We start from the raw sequence: 19,002 nt of genomic DNA, 5'->3' as shown, positions 1-19,002 counted from the left end.
ATAAACTATAACCTAATTTTATTTAGCAAGTTCAATTTCATCAAGCATTTTTTTAGGTAGCGGAGCTTCAAAATGCATTTTATTTCCATTGTTATCAATAAATTCAAGCTCAACCGCATGCAACCTTTGATTAAATTCATCGATTTTTTTATTGTATATAGGGTCTCCATAAACTGGGTGTTTTATATAATTTAAATGAACTCTTATTTGATGGGTTCTTCCAGTTTTTAGATTACATTTAACAAGAGTTTTGTCCTTATTGTCTATTTTTAAATATCTTAAAACTTCTATCATTGTATATGCATGTTTTGAATTTTGTTCAGTTACTGCAAATTTTTGTCTATTTTTTAAATCACGGCCAATCGGTAAATCAATATGCATTTTTTTGTTAGGAATTTTTCCATCGACTATTGCTAAATATGTTCTGTTAATTTTATGTTCTTTTAACAGCGAAGCAAAATAATTATGAGTTGTATTGTTTTTTGCAATAATTAAAAGCCCGCTTGTATCTTTGTCTATACGATGAACAACACCTAATCTTAATAAACCATTAACATTACTTAAATTATTTTTGAAATGATACATCAAACCATTTACTAATGTATTGTCTCTGTGACCAGGAGCTGGATGTACCACTAAGCCAGAAGGTTTATTAATAACTAAATAATCATCATTTTCATATACAATATCTAATTCAATATTTTGTTCTTCAACATTCAACTGTTTTTCAATTATCTTAATTACTTCAATTTCATCATTTTCTTTGACTACAAATTTATTTTTATTAATTTTTACCTTATTTACAAATACTGCTCCTTCTTTAATAAGTTGCTGAATATCATTTCTTGTAATTTCAGAATTATTTGTGATATATTTATCAATTCTTTCAGAATAATTAACAATAAGCTTTAACATAATTTTAAAATTATAACAAATGTTATAATAATAAAATGAAGATTCTAGAAATCAAAAAGTCAAAGTTTATATCTATTTTATTTGAAATAAATTCAAAAGAAGAAGTAAAAAGTATAATTGAGAACCTTTGGAAAGAACATAAAAAAGCAAGACATATTGTTTATGCTTATATTATAAAAGATAATGATATTATCATTAATGGATATACTGATGACCGCGAACCAAAAGGAGTAGCTGGAATACCTCTTTATACTTATTTAAATAGTAAAAAAATGGAAAATAAATTATTGGTAGTTATAAGATATTTTGGCGGAATAGAACTTGGGAAAAGTAATTTATTAAGAGCATACTTACAAGCTGCAAAATTACTTTTTGATAATGAATAATTTATATTTTAGAAAATAAATAGCCTCTTAAAAAGAGACTATATTTTGTTGATAAACATCTTAAATTTGAGACATTTTCTTCATTAACTCTTGTTTGAATTTTTCGCCTTTAAATAATATTGTCGCAAACTGTAATCATTTGTTTTTGAATTTAATTCTTATGTAATGCGATTTTCTTACTATTACATCTTGTATATCTTTAAATGCAATTTTCTTTGTTTTATTTTCGTATACAATTTCCAAATTTTCTTCAGTTATAACTAATTCTTTTAAAGTATATAGTCTGTATATTACAAAAGCATCAAGAATTATTACAGCTAAGAATACAATAGTTAAGATTATGCAAAATACATGCACTATTGTTCTAGCTTCTTTGAATGATAGTACATCTTCGGCAGATTGAAATATTTTAATAAAATTAAACAATGCTTCATCCCCAGACCTTACAAGACTTGCAAAAGAAGCTGAAAAAGCAGATCAAACTGCAAATCAAATAAGAAATGGCGTAGCAAATACTAAAATTATTGCTGCATTAATAAAGGTTTCTTTCTTTCTAACTTTAAATTTCATTTTTTTCCTATTAAAATTTTTATTTAGTTTAAATAATTTATAAACCAACTTAATTTAATCACATTCAAAAAAAAGTGGGTTTTTCAATAATTTTTTTAACAAATTAATAAAAAAAACAAGATTCTTCTTGTTTTTTTTATTAATTATGATGTAATTACTTGATTTTGGATGTTTTGTTTTTTCGTTTTTATTTCATATGAAAGTATTAATGAAAATTGTGCCGTATAAACGATTGTTGAAACAATTTGTCATATTAAAGCACCTATTAATGCATTAAGAGTTGCTAATTCCGATTCAGTTCCAATTTGTTTTGCTCTTACAATACTTAAAGAGAAAAATAGAATTCATCAAGTATTGTTTATTATAAATAAAAATGGCATTCACGGACTTAAGCCTTTAAAGTTTTTTGTTTTAAATCCTTTAATTAATTGAGGTGTAAATGCTAATGTTGTACATGCTGGGGTTATTAGTCCAATTATTAATGATTTTGTCTTATCAAACACTGCAATTTTACCTATATAAACATTTGTTTTAGGTTCAACAGGATAAAACATTTGAAGATTAATTTTTTGATGTACTAATACCAAGAAAACACCAAATAAAGAAATTACCAAAAGTTCTGATAATACTATAGCTAAAACTGCGTATCCTAATTGTTTTTTTGATATGTTCTTATTATAATAATATAAATAAAACATCGTGAAAGCATAGATAAATGAGCAGAATAGGTTCGCTAAGAATATATATCAACCATTTTCATTTGGTGTAAATACTCCATATATTATTCAAACAATAATACCTACATGAAAAATTCAAAATGAATAATAATTAATATTTTCAGCTTTCTTTGTCTTTAGCAATCTTATAAGTTGAGGTACACCTAGCATAATAGTAACAATTGAACCAAGTGCACCAAAAATTTGAATAAAAATTTCTAACGTGTTCATAACTAAAAATTATACAGTAATGATATTTTTTGTTTTCTATTATATTAATAAAATAAATAATTATAAATAATAATAAAAAAAACACCTTTCGGTGTTAAGTCATTTCTGAAATGGTGGCTCCGGCAGGAATCGAACCAGCGACACACGGAGCTTCAGTCCGTTGCTCTACCAACTGAGCTACAGAGCCATGGCGGTCCAGACGGGAATTGAACCCGCGATCTCTTCCGTGACAGGGAAGCGTATTAAACCACTTTACCACTGGACCGTGGTTGCGGAGATTGGAATCGAACCAATGACCTTTGGGTTATGAGCCCAACGAGCTGCCGCCTGCTCTACTCCGCTATATAATGGCGGGCAATGAGGGATTTGAACCCCCGCGGGCCGTGAAGCCCCTGGCAGTTTTCAAGACTGCTCCCTTCAGCCTCTTGGGTAATTGCCCACTGGTGGACCCAACAGGACTCGAACCTGTAACCGACCGGTTATGAGCCGGTTGCTCTAACCATTGAGCTATGGGTCCATCTTTTTATCCCTATTGGGTTTTTCATTTGGTAGCACCGAAGAGAGTCGAACTCTTGACCTTCCGGGTATGAACCGGACGCTCTAACCAACTGAGCTACAGTGCCATATGGTGGAGAGGAAGGGACTCGAACCCTCTACCTCCTGCGTGCAAGGCAGGCGCTCTGGCCAGGTGAGCTACCCCCCCATAAATGGTGAAGAAGACAGGATTCGAACCTGCGACCGCTTGAGCCCAAGTCAAGTGCTCTACCAAGCTGAGCTACTTCTCCACGCACGATTTTTGCTAAATGCTTTATTATTATATATTATTTTTAAAAATACTTAAAATTTTTTTTAAAAATCTTCGGTGTTTCAAACAAATTCATAATCTTTTATTTTTATTGTATCGCCATCTTTAATTTTTGAATTTTTAATCATTTCAAAAACACCAAGAGATTTTAATTTAGAATTAAATCTTCATAAATTATCCAATGAAATAACAGGTATTTTGTCATATATTTTATAAATATCATCTCCAGTTATTTCATAAGTGTCTTCAGATAATTTTATAATTTCTATAGGTTTTTTATCCAACTTAATAACAACAACTTCTTCATCGTCTTTTAATTCATCAACTGAATTTTCTTTTGCTGATTGCAATGTATTTCATAATTGCTTTTTAATTTCTTCGATATTTGAATCAGATATCGCTGAATTTTTGATTAATTGAATATTTGGATATTTTTGTAAAAATGCTTCAACATTTTTTTCATATGCTTCTAAATCTGATTTATTTGCAACAACAACCTGAGGCATTTTTTCTAATTTTAGATTGTATGATTTTAATTCATCATTAATGATTTCAAAATCTGAAATAGGATCTTTATTTTCATCACCGAAATCTATGATATGGCAAATTACTTTACATCTTTCGATGTGTTTTAAGAATTGAATTCCTAACCCACGACCTTCAGATGCTTTTTCTATAAGACCTGGTAAATCAGCAACAACAAAATTATTTTCATAAAATTTTACAAGACCTAATTGGGGAACCAAAGTAGTAAAGTCATAATCAGCTATTTTTGGTTTGGCGTTGGAAATTTGAGAAAGAAGAGTACTTTTACCAGCACTTGGCTTACCTACAAAACCAACATCGGCTAAAACTTTTAAAGTTAAATAGAGGTCAAATTTTTGTCCTGGCGTACCATTTTCACATATTCTAGGAGCGGTATTTCTTGATGATTTAAATCTAAGATTTCCTTTTCCGCCTTTTCCGCCTTTTGCAATTAAATATTTTTCTTCAGTAATAATGTCTGCAATTAATTGTCCTTCTTTATAAACCATAGTCCCTAACGGTACTTTTACTACTAAATCAGTTCCACCTCTTCCAAAGGCGTTCTTTGGTTTTCCATTTTCACCTGGTTCTGCAACTATTTTATTTTGATAATAAAAAGGTAATAGAGTATTTTGTCCAGGATCTCCTTGAAAATAAATTGAACCTCCATTTCCTCCGTCGCCACCGTCAGGACCACCTTTGTCAACGTTTGCTTCACGACGAAAACTTATAATTCCATCGCCACCTTTTCCTGCTATTACTAATATATTTACTTCATCGATAAATTTCATGTTCTTAATTGTATCAAAAAATCTATAAATTTATAATTTATAGAAGGTTCCAATGTTTGTTTATTATTAATATTAAGATTATTTGTTTTTTATAAAAGATATGATTATTTTTCAATAAATTGATAAAAACAAATAAAAATGGGTACAAATTAGTACCCATTATCAAATAATTTGGTTGTATTTTCTCCGTCTTCAAAACCATTTGGATATAAAATTTTCAAATTTTCTCTAAACGAATTTTTTTGTTTTGAATATTTTTCTTTATCAGTTGCATCAATCAAGTTATAAGCATATAATTTGCTACCATCAATTGCTTCTAAATCGTGAGATTGAATAAAAGGAGCTACTCCACCATATTGCAATAAATCACCAGAACTTACTGATGAGGTTACTGCATCATATATTCCTATCATTTGGCCAAATTCATTATATGCTAATGATCCAGATGCGCCATAATATAATGAAGAAAAATTAATGTTATAATGATATCCATATCATGAAGCCATTATTCTTCTTCAAGACTTATCAAAAATTGATAAGTTATTACCAAATTCAAGTTTGCTTTCTCAATTATTTTTTGGTAATGCAAACGTTTTTTCATTAACCGGGCTACGATTGTACGACTTGATATCTTTTGATCATCTTTCGCTTGGGTTATTTTTTATTCAATATGAAGTTGTTGGATTTTCGTATGGATAACCACCAATAAATATGTTTTCTAAGTTGAATAAGTTGTTTTCATTTTGTGCTTTTTTTAATGCTGACACATAATCGGTTGTTAGCATATATTTAGAAATGTTTTTATCTTGATTTGGAAGAATATCAGTATTTTTTATTCTATCTAAATAAGAATCTAATGCACTAATAGCTTCTTCAACTCAAGTTTTTAAAGTAGAATCTGCTTTTTCTAAATCAATATCAATTTCAAAAATTGCCATATCAACCATCATTGGTATTAGTTTTTTTTCTTTGAAATAATTTTCATATGCAGGTTTGAAATATTCTTCATCTAATAAATCATTGTTTTTCAAATATTCATATCTTTCTAATGCTTTAGCTTTTAAATTATCTTGATAATTTGCATTTGCTTCATCTTTCATAAAATCAAAAGCAGCAAAAACTATTTTCGGTTGGGATATAGCTTCACTGAATTTAGTATCTAAAATTTGTTCGCTATGATCATAGCCTTCTAACTCTTTTGAATTAGTAAAATATTTGGCAATTCAATTGTTTTGATTTGCAATATTTGGTCCGTTTAGATTATCAATATTATTAAAATTATTTGGCTTGTTTTTTGTTTTGCCTAGTCCTATAGCAACAACTTTTTCATCAGCTGGATCATAGTAATTTAATTTCTTATTTAAACCTTCATCAAGCGAATTACTAAAATTTGCTAAGACATGAAGGTTTGTTGCAATAAAAAGCTTATATTTATTTACGCTATTACTAAATTTATGATAATCAAGTAATCATCCAGTTCCTCTATCATTTGATATAAAGGAGCTATTTGGTATTTTGGTGCCAAATTTTATTGAAAATGTACGATCGTATATTTCTTTATACAAGATATTAGAATCAACTTTTTTAAATTTATTTACATACTCAGGGTATTTATGATTTTCCGTATTTTCAAAATTTGGAAAATTTGGAGGAAACTGAGGATTAGGAGAAGGAGGTGTTGGTTCTTCCTCTGGTGTTTTTGGATTAGTATCTTTTTTTTGTTTGTTATCTATTTGTTGTTTTTTAACGTCGGATTCTTCTATTGTTTTTTCTATTGAATTTTTAATTTGTGTTAATTCAATTAAATTTAAATTGTTTAGGTTTTCTTGATCTATATTAGCTAAAAATAATTCTATTTTTTCTTTTAATTCATTATATTTTTCATCAACTAAAGAATTTTTAAAATTCGATAAATCACCAAGTTTTTGATTTATTACTAAAATAATTTCTTTCTTTTTTGTATCAGTTGTATTTGTTTCTTCAACACAACCAATGCTTAATAAAGGCAATGGAGTGAGACTAAGAAACATAAAGCTTATTTTTTTATTTTTTTTCATTTATCCTTTTATAAATTATGATTTTATAATTACTTTTTAGCAATTCTTGTAAATAATATTTCATCTGCAAATGGCGGTAGATTATCAAATTTTTTGAAATTAATAATTTCTGTCTTAGAATTTATATTCAATTTTAAAAAATCTAAAATTTTAGAACATTTATCAGGCATTACATTAGATAACATTAAATTTACAGTATATATTCCGTTCAATAATGTGTTTAGTACAGAATTTAATCTTTCTAAATTATCTTTTAGTAATCATGGTTTTGTAAGATCGATATATTCATTTAATTTAGAAGATAAATTAATAGCTACTTTAAATGCTTTATCAGCGTGATATGAATCAAAGTTTTTTTCATATTCTTGATAATAAGAATAAAGTGAGTTTAAGATATTTAGATCAATCTCTTCTAAGCTTTTTTCATTAAAAAAAGTTCCAGTTTCAAAATTTTGATTAATCATTTTAATGGTTCTATTTACTAAATTACCAAAATTATTAGCAAGATCGGCGTTTAAAACATTAATTAAAAGTTCTTCGCTAAACGAGAAATCATTATCAATATTAACTTGTGAACTAAAGAAATATTTCACTTCTTCTGCACCATATTTTTCAACAAGCGGGATTGGTTCAATAATATTTCCTTTTGATTTAGACATTTTTCCTTCAGGAGTAATAATTCATGAATGAACAACTTCTTTTGTTGGTTTATTAACATTAATTGCCTCTAAAAATATTGGTCAATAAATTGCATGAAAACGAGAAATCTCTTTCGCTAAAACATGAACTCTTTCATCACCACTATCTCAAAATTCTTGATAATTTTTATCATCATTTTCTAAAAAATTTAAAGCCGTTAAATAACTGAATAAAGCATCTAATCAAACATAAATAACATGTTGCTTTTCGTCTTTATATTTTTCTTTGGGGATTTTTATTCCTCAATCAAATGAAATTCTAGTAACTGATAAATCTTCTAAACCTTTTGTTAAAAAATTATTGTTTAGCTCTTTTTCAATATTTTTATTTGTTAAAAAAGAAGGATTTTGCTCAAAAAATTTCTTAATTCATGGTTCTATCTTTTTCATATTAAAAAAGTAGCTTTCTTCTTCAATTGTTTGAAGTTCATGACCAGAAGATGGGTGAAAATATTTACCATCTTTATAAATAGCTTGACTTTCAGTTAAAAATTCTTCATCACTAACAGAGTATAGACCGGTGTATTTGTCTTTAAAAATAAAACCACTTTCATACATTTTTTCAAAAACTTTTAATACAGTTTCTTCATGTTTTTTATTTGTAGTTCGACTATAAAAGTCATAATCTATTTTTAACAATTTTCATAAATCAATAAACTTTTCCGATTGCATATCAACATATAGCTGTGGATCTAAATTATTTTCCTCAGCTTTTTTTTGAATTTTTTGACCATGTTCATCAATACCGGTTGCAAAAAAAGTTTTATATCCTTGACTATTTTTATAATTTTTATAAACTCAAGCTAGAGTTGTTGTTAATAAGTGACCAATATGTAAATTGCCACTTGGATAATAAATTGGGGTTGTTATATAAAAAGTCTTTTGTTTTTTACTCATTTTATTTCTCCTTTTCTTTAATAGGAACATAAAGTTTTTGTGTTTCTAAACGATATGAATGATCGTTGACATCATCGTTGTGTAAGTAAATATTTGGTTCATAAAAAGTCCCTCAACCAGAATTAAATCTTGATTCAACTAAGCAAAATTTAGGTTGTGAATTAATTCTTGTAAAAACCAATTGAATTCTCTTAGGTTCAAAGTTATATTTTCTTAATAAGCAAATTAAATCAACATATCTCGCCATTGGAAGAACGACAGTAAAATAACCTTTTTGTTCAATAATTTTTGATGATAATGATATTAGTGTTTCTAAATCTAAATTTATTTCATGAGTAGCTAATTTTTGTTCATAAGTACCAGTTTTTCTTACCTGATTAAAGTTCTCATTATAATATGGTGGATTAGCAACGATTAATGAATATTTTTTCGCCTGTTTATTTCCGCATTTATAAGCATATTCTTTAGCATAATCTTTAAAATCAGTATAAATAATATTTATTTGACTATCTAAATTGTTTAATGAAACATTTTTCTTTGCAAGCAAAACAGCCTTTTGTTGAATCTCAACTGCATCAATTTTTATTTTTTTTGATCTTGCTGCCATAAAAATTGATAATGCCCCATTATTTGTGCCTACCTCCAAAACATTTGAAACATTTCTATTAATTGAAACAAAATTCCCTAATAAAATAGTATCAACTGAATAGTTAAACATCTCTTTGTCTTGATAAACAAAAAGGTCATTACCATATCCTAGATTATTCTTAAAAACACCCGTTTTTTTCATATTAATTAATTATAAATTAATTATTTTTAAAAATTAAGATTGTTGTTGAATTTAATTTTTGAATTAATAATATTTTTAAAACATTTTGTTATTTTTTTGAACTTTTTAAAATTTTTAAAAAATAACTTAAATTTCTTTAGTTTCTGTATTAAACCTTAAATTATAAGAATAAGTGTTAAAAAATATAATTAGTTCAAATATATCGCTTTTCATTATTAAGTACAATTTTATTTTATGGTAAAAAAAACCAAAATGAAATGCTTCTTCTATATTTTTGAGTTTGATGATAAACAATGAATTGCAAGAAATATCTTCATTATTAAAAACGCAATTTTGAATGCATATATTATTGATTTTTTATATTTTACAACTGTTAGATTTAGTCTTTTAGCAAGGTTTTAATTTAGCTAATATTAAATGTTCTTAATATTTTAGTTGGAATGAATTAATAATAACAATTTATAATGGATTTAACTTTTATATTTTGCTACATTATAAAGTTATTGCTACAAAGAAGAAAATAAAAATAAATAAGATGCAAGCCCAACTTACATCTTATAAGACTTTTGTTTAAATTAGTTATATTTAATTTCGTCTCATTTTTCTTCGCTAAAATCTTGAAGAAAATTAATTAATAGATCCCCTGCAGCCATTAAGTCTGAAATAGCACAAACTCCAATTGGACTGTGTAAATATCTTTGTGGTAATGATATTGTTAATGTTGCAGCTCCACCGTGGGCAAATTGCAATTCATGTGCGTCAGTTCCGCCACCCATTGCAACAAATTTATAAGCAGGAATATCATACTTTCTTGATATATGTTGAAATTCTTTAACTAATTTTGGATCCATCATTGTTCCACGGTCCTTTATCCTTAGAGCTGCACCTTGATATAATTTAGTATTTCCAGGAATTGTATTTGGTGTATCATGTGAAGCGCATGTATCTAATGCTATTGCAACATTTGGTTTAATTAATGAAACACTTGTTCTAGCCCCTCTTGTTCCAACTTCCTCTTGAACTGTACCTACTAAATATAAATCAACATCTAATTCCTTATTTCCGATTTCTTTAGCAACATATTCCAAAACAGTAACACCAGCTCTATTATCCATGGCTTTTCCACCAATTAAATTAGGATCATTAAATAAAATGGTTTCACCAGACATATAAACTAAATCACCTACGCCTGTACCTTGAGCTTTTGCGTCTTCATCTGATTTAAATCCAAAGTCTGCATATAATTCATTATTTGTCATTGCTTTTGAAATTTCATTTTCTTGCATAATGTGAATACTTGTGTGTCCAAATAATCCTAAAAAAGTTTTTCCTTCATCAGTTACTAATTTGGCTTTTGTACCAATTACAGAGGATGGCCAAATACCACCTACTGGTGATAAAAATAATTGCCCTTTTTTATCAATATTACGAACCATGAATCCAACTTCGTCCATATGTGCTGCAATCATTACTCTTGGGGCGTTAGGGTTTTTTGATTTTTTTCTAAAAATAACAGAACCTAGATTATCACGAATTACATCAAAGTTAAATTCTTTTAATGAATCTTTTAATTCATTAACAACAGGTTCTTCATAACGAGACATTGCCTCAATTTGCATATATTTAATTAATCTATTTTTAAATAATTCTTTTTTGTCCATAATAATTTAATACCTCTTTTTAATAATTTAAATTAATACATAAATTGTAGCAAATTTAAAGCAAGTTATCTTGCTATATATTTTTAATAAAAAAATTAGGTAAAATTTTACCTAATTGATTTTAGTGTATTTTTTTATGAAAATAAATTACAATTGGAACATAACTAACCATAATTGTTAAAAAGTAAAAAATAAAAACTATAAAACTTCAATAAACCTTATCTGAAATAATATTAAAAATTGCAGACACAACAATGGATAATAAAGAAATATTTAATATAACAAAAAATACTATAAAATTTGCTTTATTAATCTTTAAATTATTATTTAATAAATTGATTTTATTAATAAAGAACATTGGAAATAAACTGTGTAAAAACCTGTTTTTATTTCTTATAAGAATAGAAAATTTTGTAATCTGTAATAGAAGAATAGATAAATAAATTAATGAGAAAGAAATTGGATATAAATATCTTCAATTAATATATTTTTTATGTACTAGCGGTGTTGAAGTCATTTCTTCGAATTGTTTATTATAATTTTTTGTTCAAATAATATAAACAAAAATAAAGAAAACCAATAAAAATAAAACTATATTTAGAAATAAATCAAAAGTAAAAAACAGTTTTTTATATTCATACCTTTGCCTCTTTAACATTTCATCAATTTCTTTACCACTAAATTTATTTTCCTTATAAATAAAAGCTTTCTTGAAAGTATTAAATATCTTGTTTTTTCAATTTTATCAAAAAACTAATATGATCCTCAAATATTTGCATAATAAGAATATAATGTGCGATTTTCTTTTGAATTTCCAAAACATTTTGATGATAAGAACGAATCGGTATAATTATTGTACCCATAAACTATCATAGCATGATTAGAGCCTTCAAATGTTGCAACATCAAGTATTTCAGCACTCTATTTTTACAGGCTATCAGGCCCTATAATATCCTCCAAACTTGTAAGGAAATTTAAGATAATTAATATTTCTTTATTTTTTATAAATTTTTTAACTATCAATTGTAATAATTTCCTGTTTTGAATTCAGGCGAAGAATAGTACAAATTTTACGAATTTAATTCAAAAATATAATTAGTTATACTGGTTATGAACAAAATATGTGGTCTTATAAATAATTTAATATATAAAATTAGCTATGATAGTGCAACACATTCACATAATCTCAATGATTATTAAGTCGATCGTACCAGCCGATTTAAATTAATCTCCAGTTTTAAATCACCAAAAAAAGTACCTGTATTGAGGCATTTAATTCACTGAAATTTTTTTATTTAGAAAAACAAAGACTATTTCTATAATCCTCATTTTATAATATTTTATTTTTTTTAAAATTAATGTTGTTTAAAAAAAGAAAAAAAGAGCAATTATAACTCTTAGTTTTGTTCTCTGAAAACTGAATATCGATTTAAATTTTAGATTACTTCTATAGAATTACTATTAAACCAATCAATTTATTAGTACTGGTCAGCTGAATATATTGCTATACTTACACCTCCAGCCTATCAACCTCATAGTCTATAAGGAATTTAATAGGGAATACTCATCTTTGAGGGGGCTTCCCGCTTAGATGCTTTCAGCGGTTATCCCTGCCGTACTTGGCTACCCAGCTATGCTCCTGGCGGAACAACTGGCACACCATCGGTACGTCCACTCCGGTCCTCTCGTACTAAGAGTAGCTCTCATCAATATTCCAACGCCCACATCAGATAGGAACCAAACTGTCTCACGACGTTTTGAACCCAGCTCGCGTACCGCTTTAATGGGCGAACAGCCCAACCCTTGGAACCGACTCCAGCTCCAGGATGCGATGAGCCGACATCGAGGTGCCAAACCTTCCCGTCGATGTGATCTCTTGGGAAAGATAAGCCTGTTATCCCCGGGGTAGCTTTTATCCGTTGAGCGACGGCCTTTCCACGAAGAACCGCCGGATCACTAAGTCCTGCTTTCGCACCTGCTCGACTTGTAGGTCTCACAGTCAATCACACTTCTACCTTTATGCTCTATGATACGGTTTCTGACCGTATTGAGTGTAACTTTGAACGCCTCCGTTACCCTTTAGGAGGCGACCGCCCCAGTCAAACTACCCACCACACACTGTCCTCTTACCAGATCATGGTAACAAGTTAGAAGTTCAACGTAACAAGGGTGGTATTTCAACGTCGACTCCACTTGAACTAGCGTTCAAGCATCATAGTCTCCCACCTATCCTACACAAGTTAAATCAAACTCCAATATGAAGTTATAGTAAAGCTCCACGGGGTCTTTTCGTCTAGATGCGGGTCTCCGGCGTCTTCGCCGGAACCATAATTTCACCGAGTCCAATGTCGAGACAGTTAAGAGATAATTACTCCTTTCGTGCAGGTCAGTATTTAGCCGACAAGGAATTTCGCTACCTTAGGACCGTTATAGTTACGGCCGCCGTTCACCCGGGCTTCACATCAATGCTTCGCATAAAGCTAACACCTTTGCTTAACCTTCGGGCACTGGGCAGGAGTTACCCCATATACATCGTCTTACGACTTAGCATAGAGCTGTGTTTTTGATAAACAGTTCCCCCTTACTATTCACTGCGGCCCACTTTTTAGGGTGGGCATCCCTTCTTGCGAACTTACGGGATGAATTTGCAGAGTTCCTTGACATTGGTTTTCTCGCTCGCCTTAGAATACTCATCTTGGGGACGTGTGTCCGTTCTCGGTACGGGTTTCATATAAACTTAATGTTAGAAGCTTTTTTAAGAGGTATGGAATCATCCAATTCGCTACTTGGTTGCCCTTTCACTATGCATCATAGCTCCCGGTTAAGTTATGCGGATTTGCCTACATAACCCAGTTACTATTTGCCCCACAATCCAGTAAGTGGTAGTACTATCCTCCCCGTCACTCCATCACATTTATAGAAAGTACAGGAATATTAACCTGTTGTCCATCGGCTACGCCTTTCGGCCTCGTCTTAGGACCCGACTAACCCTGGGTGGACGAACCTTGCCCAGGAAACCTTCCCCAATAGGCGTCAGAGATTCTCACTCTGAATCGTTACTCATACCGGCATTCTCACTTGTAAGCGCTCCACCAGTCTTCACAGTCTGGCTTCAATGCCCTTACAACGCTCTCCTAACGCATTTTCATGCCCGTAGCTTCGGTATTGTGTTTTAGTCCCGTTGAATTATCGGCACAGAGTCTCTCGACTAGTGAGCTATTACGCACTCTTTAAACGATGGCTGCTTCTAAGCCAACATCCTAGCTGTTTAAGAAACTCCACAACCTTTCTCACTTAACACAATTTTGGGACCTTAGCTGACGATCTGGGTTGTTCCCCTCGCGTGCATCGACGTTATCACCGATGTACCGACTGCATAGCAATTCATGATAGTATTCGGAGTTTGATTATAGTCAGTACAGCTAGGCGCCGCCATTCCATATTCAGTGCTCTACCCCCATCACTTAACACTACACGCTAGCCCTAAAGCTATTTCGGAGAGAACCAGCTATCTCCAAGTTCGATTGGAATTTCACCCCTACCCACAAGTCATCCGGGCACTTTTTAGCGTACTACGGTTCGGTCCTCCACTTAGTGTTACCTAAGTTTCAACCTGCTCATGGGTAGATCACCTGGTTTCGGGTCTATATCAACATACTAAGCGCCCTATTAAGACTCGATTTCTCTACGGCTTCGCTTTAATCCACTTAACCTCGCATGTTGACATAACTCGCCGGTCCATTCTGCAAGATGTACGCCATCACCCATTAACGGGCTCTGACTAACTGTAAGTAATTGGTTTCAGAATCTATTTCACTCCCCTCCCGGGGTTCTTTTCACCTTTCCCTCACGGTACTAGTTCACTATCGGTGTCTGGTTAGTATTTAGCCTTACCGGGTGGTCCCGGTAGATTCAGACAGGGTTTCACGTGCCCCGCCCTACTCAGGATACTACAAAGAGATTTAGACATTTCGCTTACGGGAATTTCACCCTCTATGTTTAAGCATTCCAACTTATTCTGCTATGTATAAATTTTGTAACTCTATAATGTAGTCCTACAACCCCAACAACGAATGTTGGTTTGGGCTCTTCCCCGTTCGCTCGCCACTACTGAGGGAATCATTCTTTATTTTCTCTTCCTGCTGCTACTGAGATGTTTCAATTCACAGCGTGTCTCTTCATTCGACTATGAATTCATCGATATGATAATTGAGGATTAGCTCAATTAGGTTTCCCCATTCGGAAATCCCCGGATAACAGCATATTTCCAGCTAACCGAGGCTTATCGCAGGTAATCACGTCCTTCATCGACTTCCAGACCCAAGGCATCCACCAAAAACTCTTATCTTGTTTAATAGTAGTATAAGACCTATTGTTTGTCTATTGTATGATATATTCTATAGGTTGATCTAAACTTTGAAATATTAATAATTTAATTTTTCAATGTCGATATTCAGTTTTCAAAGAACAAGAGAGATAAATCTCTCAAAACTGGATACAAATAATTTTTCCATAACATTGTGTACTCCGTTGAAAGGAGGTGATCCATCCCCACGTTCTCGTAGGGATACCTTGTTACGACTTCACCCCAGTCACCAGTCCTACCTTAGGCGGTCGCCTCCGAGGTTAGCTAACCGACTTTGGGTATTACCAGCTCCCATGGTGTGACGGGCGGTGTGTACAAGACCCGAGAACGTATTCACCGCAGCGTAGCTGATCTGCGATTACTAGCGATTCCGACTTCATGGAGTCGAATTGCAGACTCCAATCCGAACTGAGATCGGCTTTTTGAGATTTGCTCCATGTCGCCATATTGCTTCTCTTTGTACCGACCATTGTAGCACGTGTGTTGCCCCACTCGTAAGAGGCATGATGATTTGACGTCATCCCCACCTTCCTCCCGGTTACCCAGGCAGTATCTCTAGAGTCCTCGACATGACTCGTTAGTAACTAAAGATAGGGGTTGCGCTCGTTGCAGGACTTGACCAAACATCTCACGACACGAGCTGACGACAACCATGCACCATCTGTCACTCCGTTAACCTCCGCTATATCTCTATAGCATTGCGAAGGATGTCAAGAGTGGGTAAGGTTCTCCGCGTATCTTCAAATTAAACCACATGCTCCACCGCTTGTGCGGGTCCCCGTCAATTCCTTTAAGTTTCACTCTTGCGAGCATACTACTCAGGCGGATCATTTAATGCGTTAGCTGCGTCAGTGAACTCTCCACCGACTAATGATCATCGTTTACGGCGTGGACTACCAGGGTATCTAATCCTGTTTGCTCCCCACGCTTTCGTCCCTCAGCGTCAGTATAGACCCAGTAAGCTGCCTTCGCCTTTGGTGTTCTTCCATATATCTACGCATTTCACCGCTTCACATGGAATTCCGCTTACCTCTATCTAACTCTAGTTTACCAGTATCCAAAGCGAGCCAGGGTTGAGCCCTGGGATTTAACTCCAGACTTAATAAACAGCCTACGAACGCTTTACGCCCAATAATTCCGGATAACGCTTGCGACCTATGTATTACCGCGGCTGCTGGCACATAGTTAGCCATCGCTTTCTGACAGGGTACCGTCAGCTTGGAAGCATTTCCTCAACCAAGTGTTCTTTCCCTATAACAGCACTTTACAATCCGAAGACCTTCATCGTGCACGCTGTGTCGCTCCATCAAGCTTTCGCTCATTGTGGAATATTCCCTACTGCTGCCTCCCGTAGGAGTTTGGGCCGTATCTCAGTCCCAATGTGGCCGTTCAGTCTCTCGACCCGGCTAAACATCATAGTCTTGGTAGGCCATTACCCTACCAACTAACTAATGTTCCGCACCCTCATCCTCTAGCGGAGCTTTGAGGCTCCTTTCACAACGGAACCATGCGGTTCCATGCGTATCCGGCATTAGCCAATGTTTCCATTGGGTATTCCAATCTAAAGGGTAGATTAAGCACGTGTTACTCACCCATTCGCCGCTAGGTTCAAAAGAACCTCGCTCGACATGCATGTATTAGGCACACAGCCAGCGTTCATCCTGAGCCAGGATCAAACTCTTAAAATTTGATTTGGTTATTATGTTTTATAAAATTAAAATTGACGTTATGGTATTCGTATCCAGTTTTCAAAGAACTATCTTTCTTATGCACTCAAAAGTGAGCGCTTATAGAAGTATACACTATAAATAAATTTTGTTTTAAAAAAAATATTTTTTTTCTAGCAATTTTTTGTTCTAAAAAAGCGTACTGGTTAATTATATTACTTTTTTAAAAGTTTATAAAATAAAAAAGGCGTTTTTGCCTTTTTTAAGTGAAAGATATTTTCATTATAGCTATGTTATTTATTATATTAATATATAAATGCTGATATAAATTTTGCGTTATTTATATAGAAATAAAAAATTACATTATAGATTCTATTTTTACTTTATATTTTTTAGGAGCTTCGACTTCAACTATTTCATCTACTTTATGTCCTAAAATCGCTTTAGCTAATGGAGATGAGTTTGAAATTTTTCCACTAAATGGGTCCGCATCTAATGCACCAACAATTGTTACTGTTAAAACCTGTTTGGTTTTTAAGTCTAGCAATTTAGCAGTTGAACCAATTTTTACTATATGTGATCCTGTTGTATCTTCATCTATTAGAATAGCATTTTCTAAAATGTGCTGAATTTCTAAAATTTCATTTTCAATTGCAGCTTGTTTATCACGTGCTGCATCGTATTCAGCATTTTCAGAAAGGTCACCTTGGTTTCTTGCTTCTTTTATTTCTTCAATTACTTGAGGTCTTGCTTCTTCTTGTAAGAAAATAAGTCTCTTTTTATATTGTTCTAAACTCTCTTTTGTTAAATAAATTTTTTTATCTTCCATTTTAATCATCTCCTTAATATTATTTATTATTAAGTATTTCTTTAATAATATTTTTTGCTAAAAGTATAACACTTTTGTTTTTGAATTTTAAAGTTTCATATCTTAAGTTATATTTTTTTGCTTCATCTTTTAAAATTTTTAACTTATTTTTATTATTATAGCTAACTATTAAAATACCATTTTCATTTAAAAAACTAGTGTGCTTATTTATTAAATCTAACGGATCGTAATTTTCATTCAAAATTATTTGTAAATCATAATTTTTATTTAATTCGCTAACAGAATTTAAATCACTAAAATTTAATTCAGGAAATTCATTAGCTAATTTATCATTTATTTTTTTATCGATGTCACCTTTTAGAAAAACTTTTGTATTAGCTAAATTTATAATTGATAAAGCAAGATAGTTATCTAAATCATCTATATATATATATTTATAATCATTTAAATATATTGTATTTATGATAAAGCAAACAAAAAAGTCATTCAAGTCATTTTGGTAGTATTTTTTTATTCCATGAAGAACAATTCCATAATTAGGATTTTTTTCTTTTATTTTTTGAATTTCAAGCTCTTCTTTGGGCGAAAAATATTTTTTTGCTACTTTCTTTTTGTATAAAAAACTTAAAAATAAAATAATTATTGCAATAGTAAGCACTATTACTATAGATATTATTAGGCCAGTTCTTACTTGTGGAGATAATTTGCTTGAATTATTAAAAATTGAATAATGTTTTTTTAATATATCATTCATAATATTATTTTTTTATAAATTTAATTTTCCTTATCTTCTTGATCTTCTTCTAAAAATTGCATTTCATTACCATCTTTGTCAAGTATGGTATTTTCATCTAAAAAATCACCCAATAAATCAGATAAAATTTCAAAAATTCCATCATCTAATACTTCTTGCAATGAGTTATTTTTATCCTCTGCAAAAACAATATCACCATCTTCAGATAATAATGCTAAATATCTATCGCCAGCTTCATTATAATCAAAAATCACATACATTTTTGAGCCGTCTTCTAATTCAATTTGACGCTCAGGTGTCATTATTTTTATTACATTCTTTTTATTTAAGTTATTTTCATTCAT

General features: G+C 31.2%; 13 protein-coding genes, 8 tRNA genes and 2 rRNA genes. 2 read left to right on the top strand and 21 right to left on the bottom strand.

What is annotated here, in order from left to right; translation table 4 throughout:
- Positions 1–18 precede the first annotated feature (18 nt).
- Positions 19–915: an RluA family pseudouridine synthase gene (locus V2E26_RS00435; RefSeq protein WP_330463495.1), complete on the bottom strand. Its 897-nt coding sequence runs from the start codon at positions 913–915 to the stop codon at positions 19–21.
- 35 nt (positions 916–950) lie between these two features.
- On the opposite strand from V2E26_RS00435, the gene V2E26_RS00430 reads away from it, so the two are divergent.
- Positions 951–1,301, top strand: coding sequence for a YigZ family protein (locus tag V2E26_RS00430; RefSeq protein ID WP_330463494.1), 351 nt, complete (start codon positions 951–953; stop codon positions 1,299–1,301).
- Between the two features lie 60 nt (positions 1,302–1,361).
- Here V2E26_RS00430 and V2E26_RS00425 read toward each other — a convergent pair whose 3' ends face one another.
- The 14 genes from V2E26_RS00425 to V2E26_RS00360 form a co-directional block, all read right to left on the bottom strand.
- Positions 1,362–1,871 (bottom strand): hypothetical protein, encoded by a 510-nt coding sequence (locus V2E26_RS00425; protein WP_330463493.1) that lies wholly within the window; start codon positions 1,869–1,871, stop codon positions 1,362–1,364.
- 143 nt (positions 1,872–2,014) lie between these two features.
- On the bottom strand, positions 2,015–2,818 hold the full coding sequence (locus tag V2E26_RS00420) for a PQ-loop domain-containing transporter (protein WP_330463492.1): 804 nt from the start codon (positions 2,816–2,818) through the stop codon (positions 2,015–2,017).
- A gap of 111 nt (positions 2,819–2,929) precedes the next feature.
- Positions 2,930–3,005: transfer RNA gene (locus tag V2E26_RS00415), tRNA-Phe, on the bottom strand.
- Between the two features lies 1 nt (position 3,006).
- Positions 3,007–3,083: transfer RNA gene (locus V2E26_RS00410), tRNA-Asp, on the bottom strand.
- 1 nt (position 3,084) lies between these two features.
- Positions 3,085–3,160 (bottom strand) — tRNA-Met (locus V2E26_RS00405).
- A 6-nt stretch (positions 3,161–3,166) separates the two neighbouring features.
- A tRNA-Ser gene (locus tag V2E26_RS00400) sits at positions 3,167–3,257 on the bottom strand.
- A 2-nt stretch (positions 3,258–3,259) separates the two neighbouring features.
- Positions 3,260–3,335 (bottom strand) — tRNA-Ile (locus V2E26_RS00395).
- 29 nt (positions 3,336–3,364) lie between these two features.
- Positions 3,365–3,441: transfer RNA gene (locus tag V2E26_RS00390), tRNA-Met, on the bottom strand.
- Between the two features lie 3 nt (positions 3,442–3,444).
- Positions 3,445–3,521: transfer RNA gene (locus V2E26_RS00385), tRNA-Ala, on the bottom strand.
- A 5-nt stretch (positions 3,522–3,526) separates the two neighbouring features.
- Positions 3,527–3,603 (bottom strand) — tRNA-Pro (locus V2E26_RS00380).
- Between the two features lie 64 nt (positions 3,604–3,667).
- Positions 3,668–4,939: a GTPase ObgE gene (gene obgE / locus V2E26_RS00375; protein WP_330463491.1), complete on the bottom strand. Its 1,272-nt coding sequence runs from the start codon at positions 4,937–4,939 to the stop codon at positions 3,668–3,670.
- A gap of 149 nt (positions 4,940–5,088) precedes the next feature.
- Positions 5,089–6,996: an MIP family Ig-specific serine endopeptidase gene (locus V2E26_RS00370; RefSeq protein ID WP_330463490.1), complete on the bottom strand. Its 1,908-nt coding sequence runs from the start codon at positions 6,994–6,996 to the stop codon at positions 5,089–5,091.
- 29 nt (positions 6,997–7,025) lie between these two features.
- Entirely contained in the window at positions 7,026–8,591 is a 1,566-nt protein-coding gene (gene metG, locus V2E26_RS00365; RefSeq protein WP_330463489.1) for a methionine--tRNA ligase, read from the bottom strand.
- A gap of 1 nt (position 8,592) precedes the next feature.
- The gene (locus tag V2E26_RS00360) at positions 8,593–9,381 is read right to left on the bottom strand and encodes a tRNA1(Val) (adenine(37)-N6)-methyltransferase (protein WP_330463488.1); all 789 of its coding nucleotides are present in this window, start codon (positions 9,379–9,381) and stop codon (positions 8,593–8,595) included.
- A 234-nt stretch (positions 9,382–9,615) separates the two neighbouring features.
- Between V2E26_RS00360 and V2E26_RS00355 the strand changes: the two genes are divergently transcribed.
- Complete coding sequence (locus V2E26_RS00355) at positions 9,616–9,783, top strand: hypothetical protein (RefSeq protein ID WP_330463487.1); 168 nt, start codon at positions 9,616–9,618, stop codon at positions 9,781–9,783.
- A 173-nt stretch (positions 9,784–9,956) separates the two neighbouring features.
- On the opposite strand, the gene V2E26_RS00350 is transcribed toward V2E26_RS00355, so the two are convergent.
- The 6 genes from V2E26_RS00350 to V2E26_RS00325 form a co-directional block, all read right to left on the bottom strand.
- Positions 9,957–11,042 (bottom strand): M42 family metallopeptidase, encoded by a 1,086-nt coding sequence (locus V2E26_RS00350; RefSeq protein WP_330463486.1) that lies wholly within the window; start codon positions 11,040–11,042, stop codon positions 9,957–9,959.
- 1,457 nt (positions 11,043–12,499) lie between these two features.
- Positions 12,500–15,399 (bottom strand): 23S ribosomal RNA (locus tag V2E26_RS00345).
- A gap of 176 nt (positions 15,400–15,575) precedes the next feature.
- Positions 15,576–17,096, bottom strand: a 16S ribosomal RNA gene (locus V2E26_RS00340).
- Together the 16S and 23S rRNA genes form the textbook arrangement of a ribosomal RNA operon.
- Before the next feature lie 337 nt (positions 17,097–17,433).
- Positions 17,434–17,904 (bottom strand): transcription elongation factor GreA, encoded by a 471-nt coding sequence (gene greA / locus V2E26_RS00335; protein WP_330463485.1) that lies wholly within the window; start codon positions 17,902–17,904, stop codon positions 17,434–17,436.
- A gap of 19 nt (positions 17,905–17,923) precedes the next feature.
- Complete coding sequence (locus tag V2E26_RS00330; protein ID WP_330463484.1) at positions 17,924–18,658, bottom strand: BC85_0335 family putative methyltransferase; 735 nt, start codon at positions 18,656–18,658, stop codon at positions 17,924–17,926.
- Between the two features lie 20 nt (positions 18,659–18,678).
- Positions 18,679–19,002, bottom strand: coding sequence for a hypothetical protein (locus V2E26_RS00325; protein WP_330463483.1), 324 nt, complete (start codon positions 19,000–19,002; stop codon positions 18,679–18,681).

Source organism: Metamycoplasma gateae, assembly GCF_036352135.1.
Taxonomy (GTDB): domain Bacteria; phylum Bacillota_I; class Bacilli_A; order Mycoplasmatales; family Metamycoplasmataceae; genus Metamycoplasma; species Metamycoplasma gateae.
The sequence above is the reverse complement of the archived record's forward strand: the minus strand, read 5'-3'. Positions and strand labels throughout refer to the sequence as shown.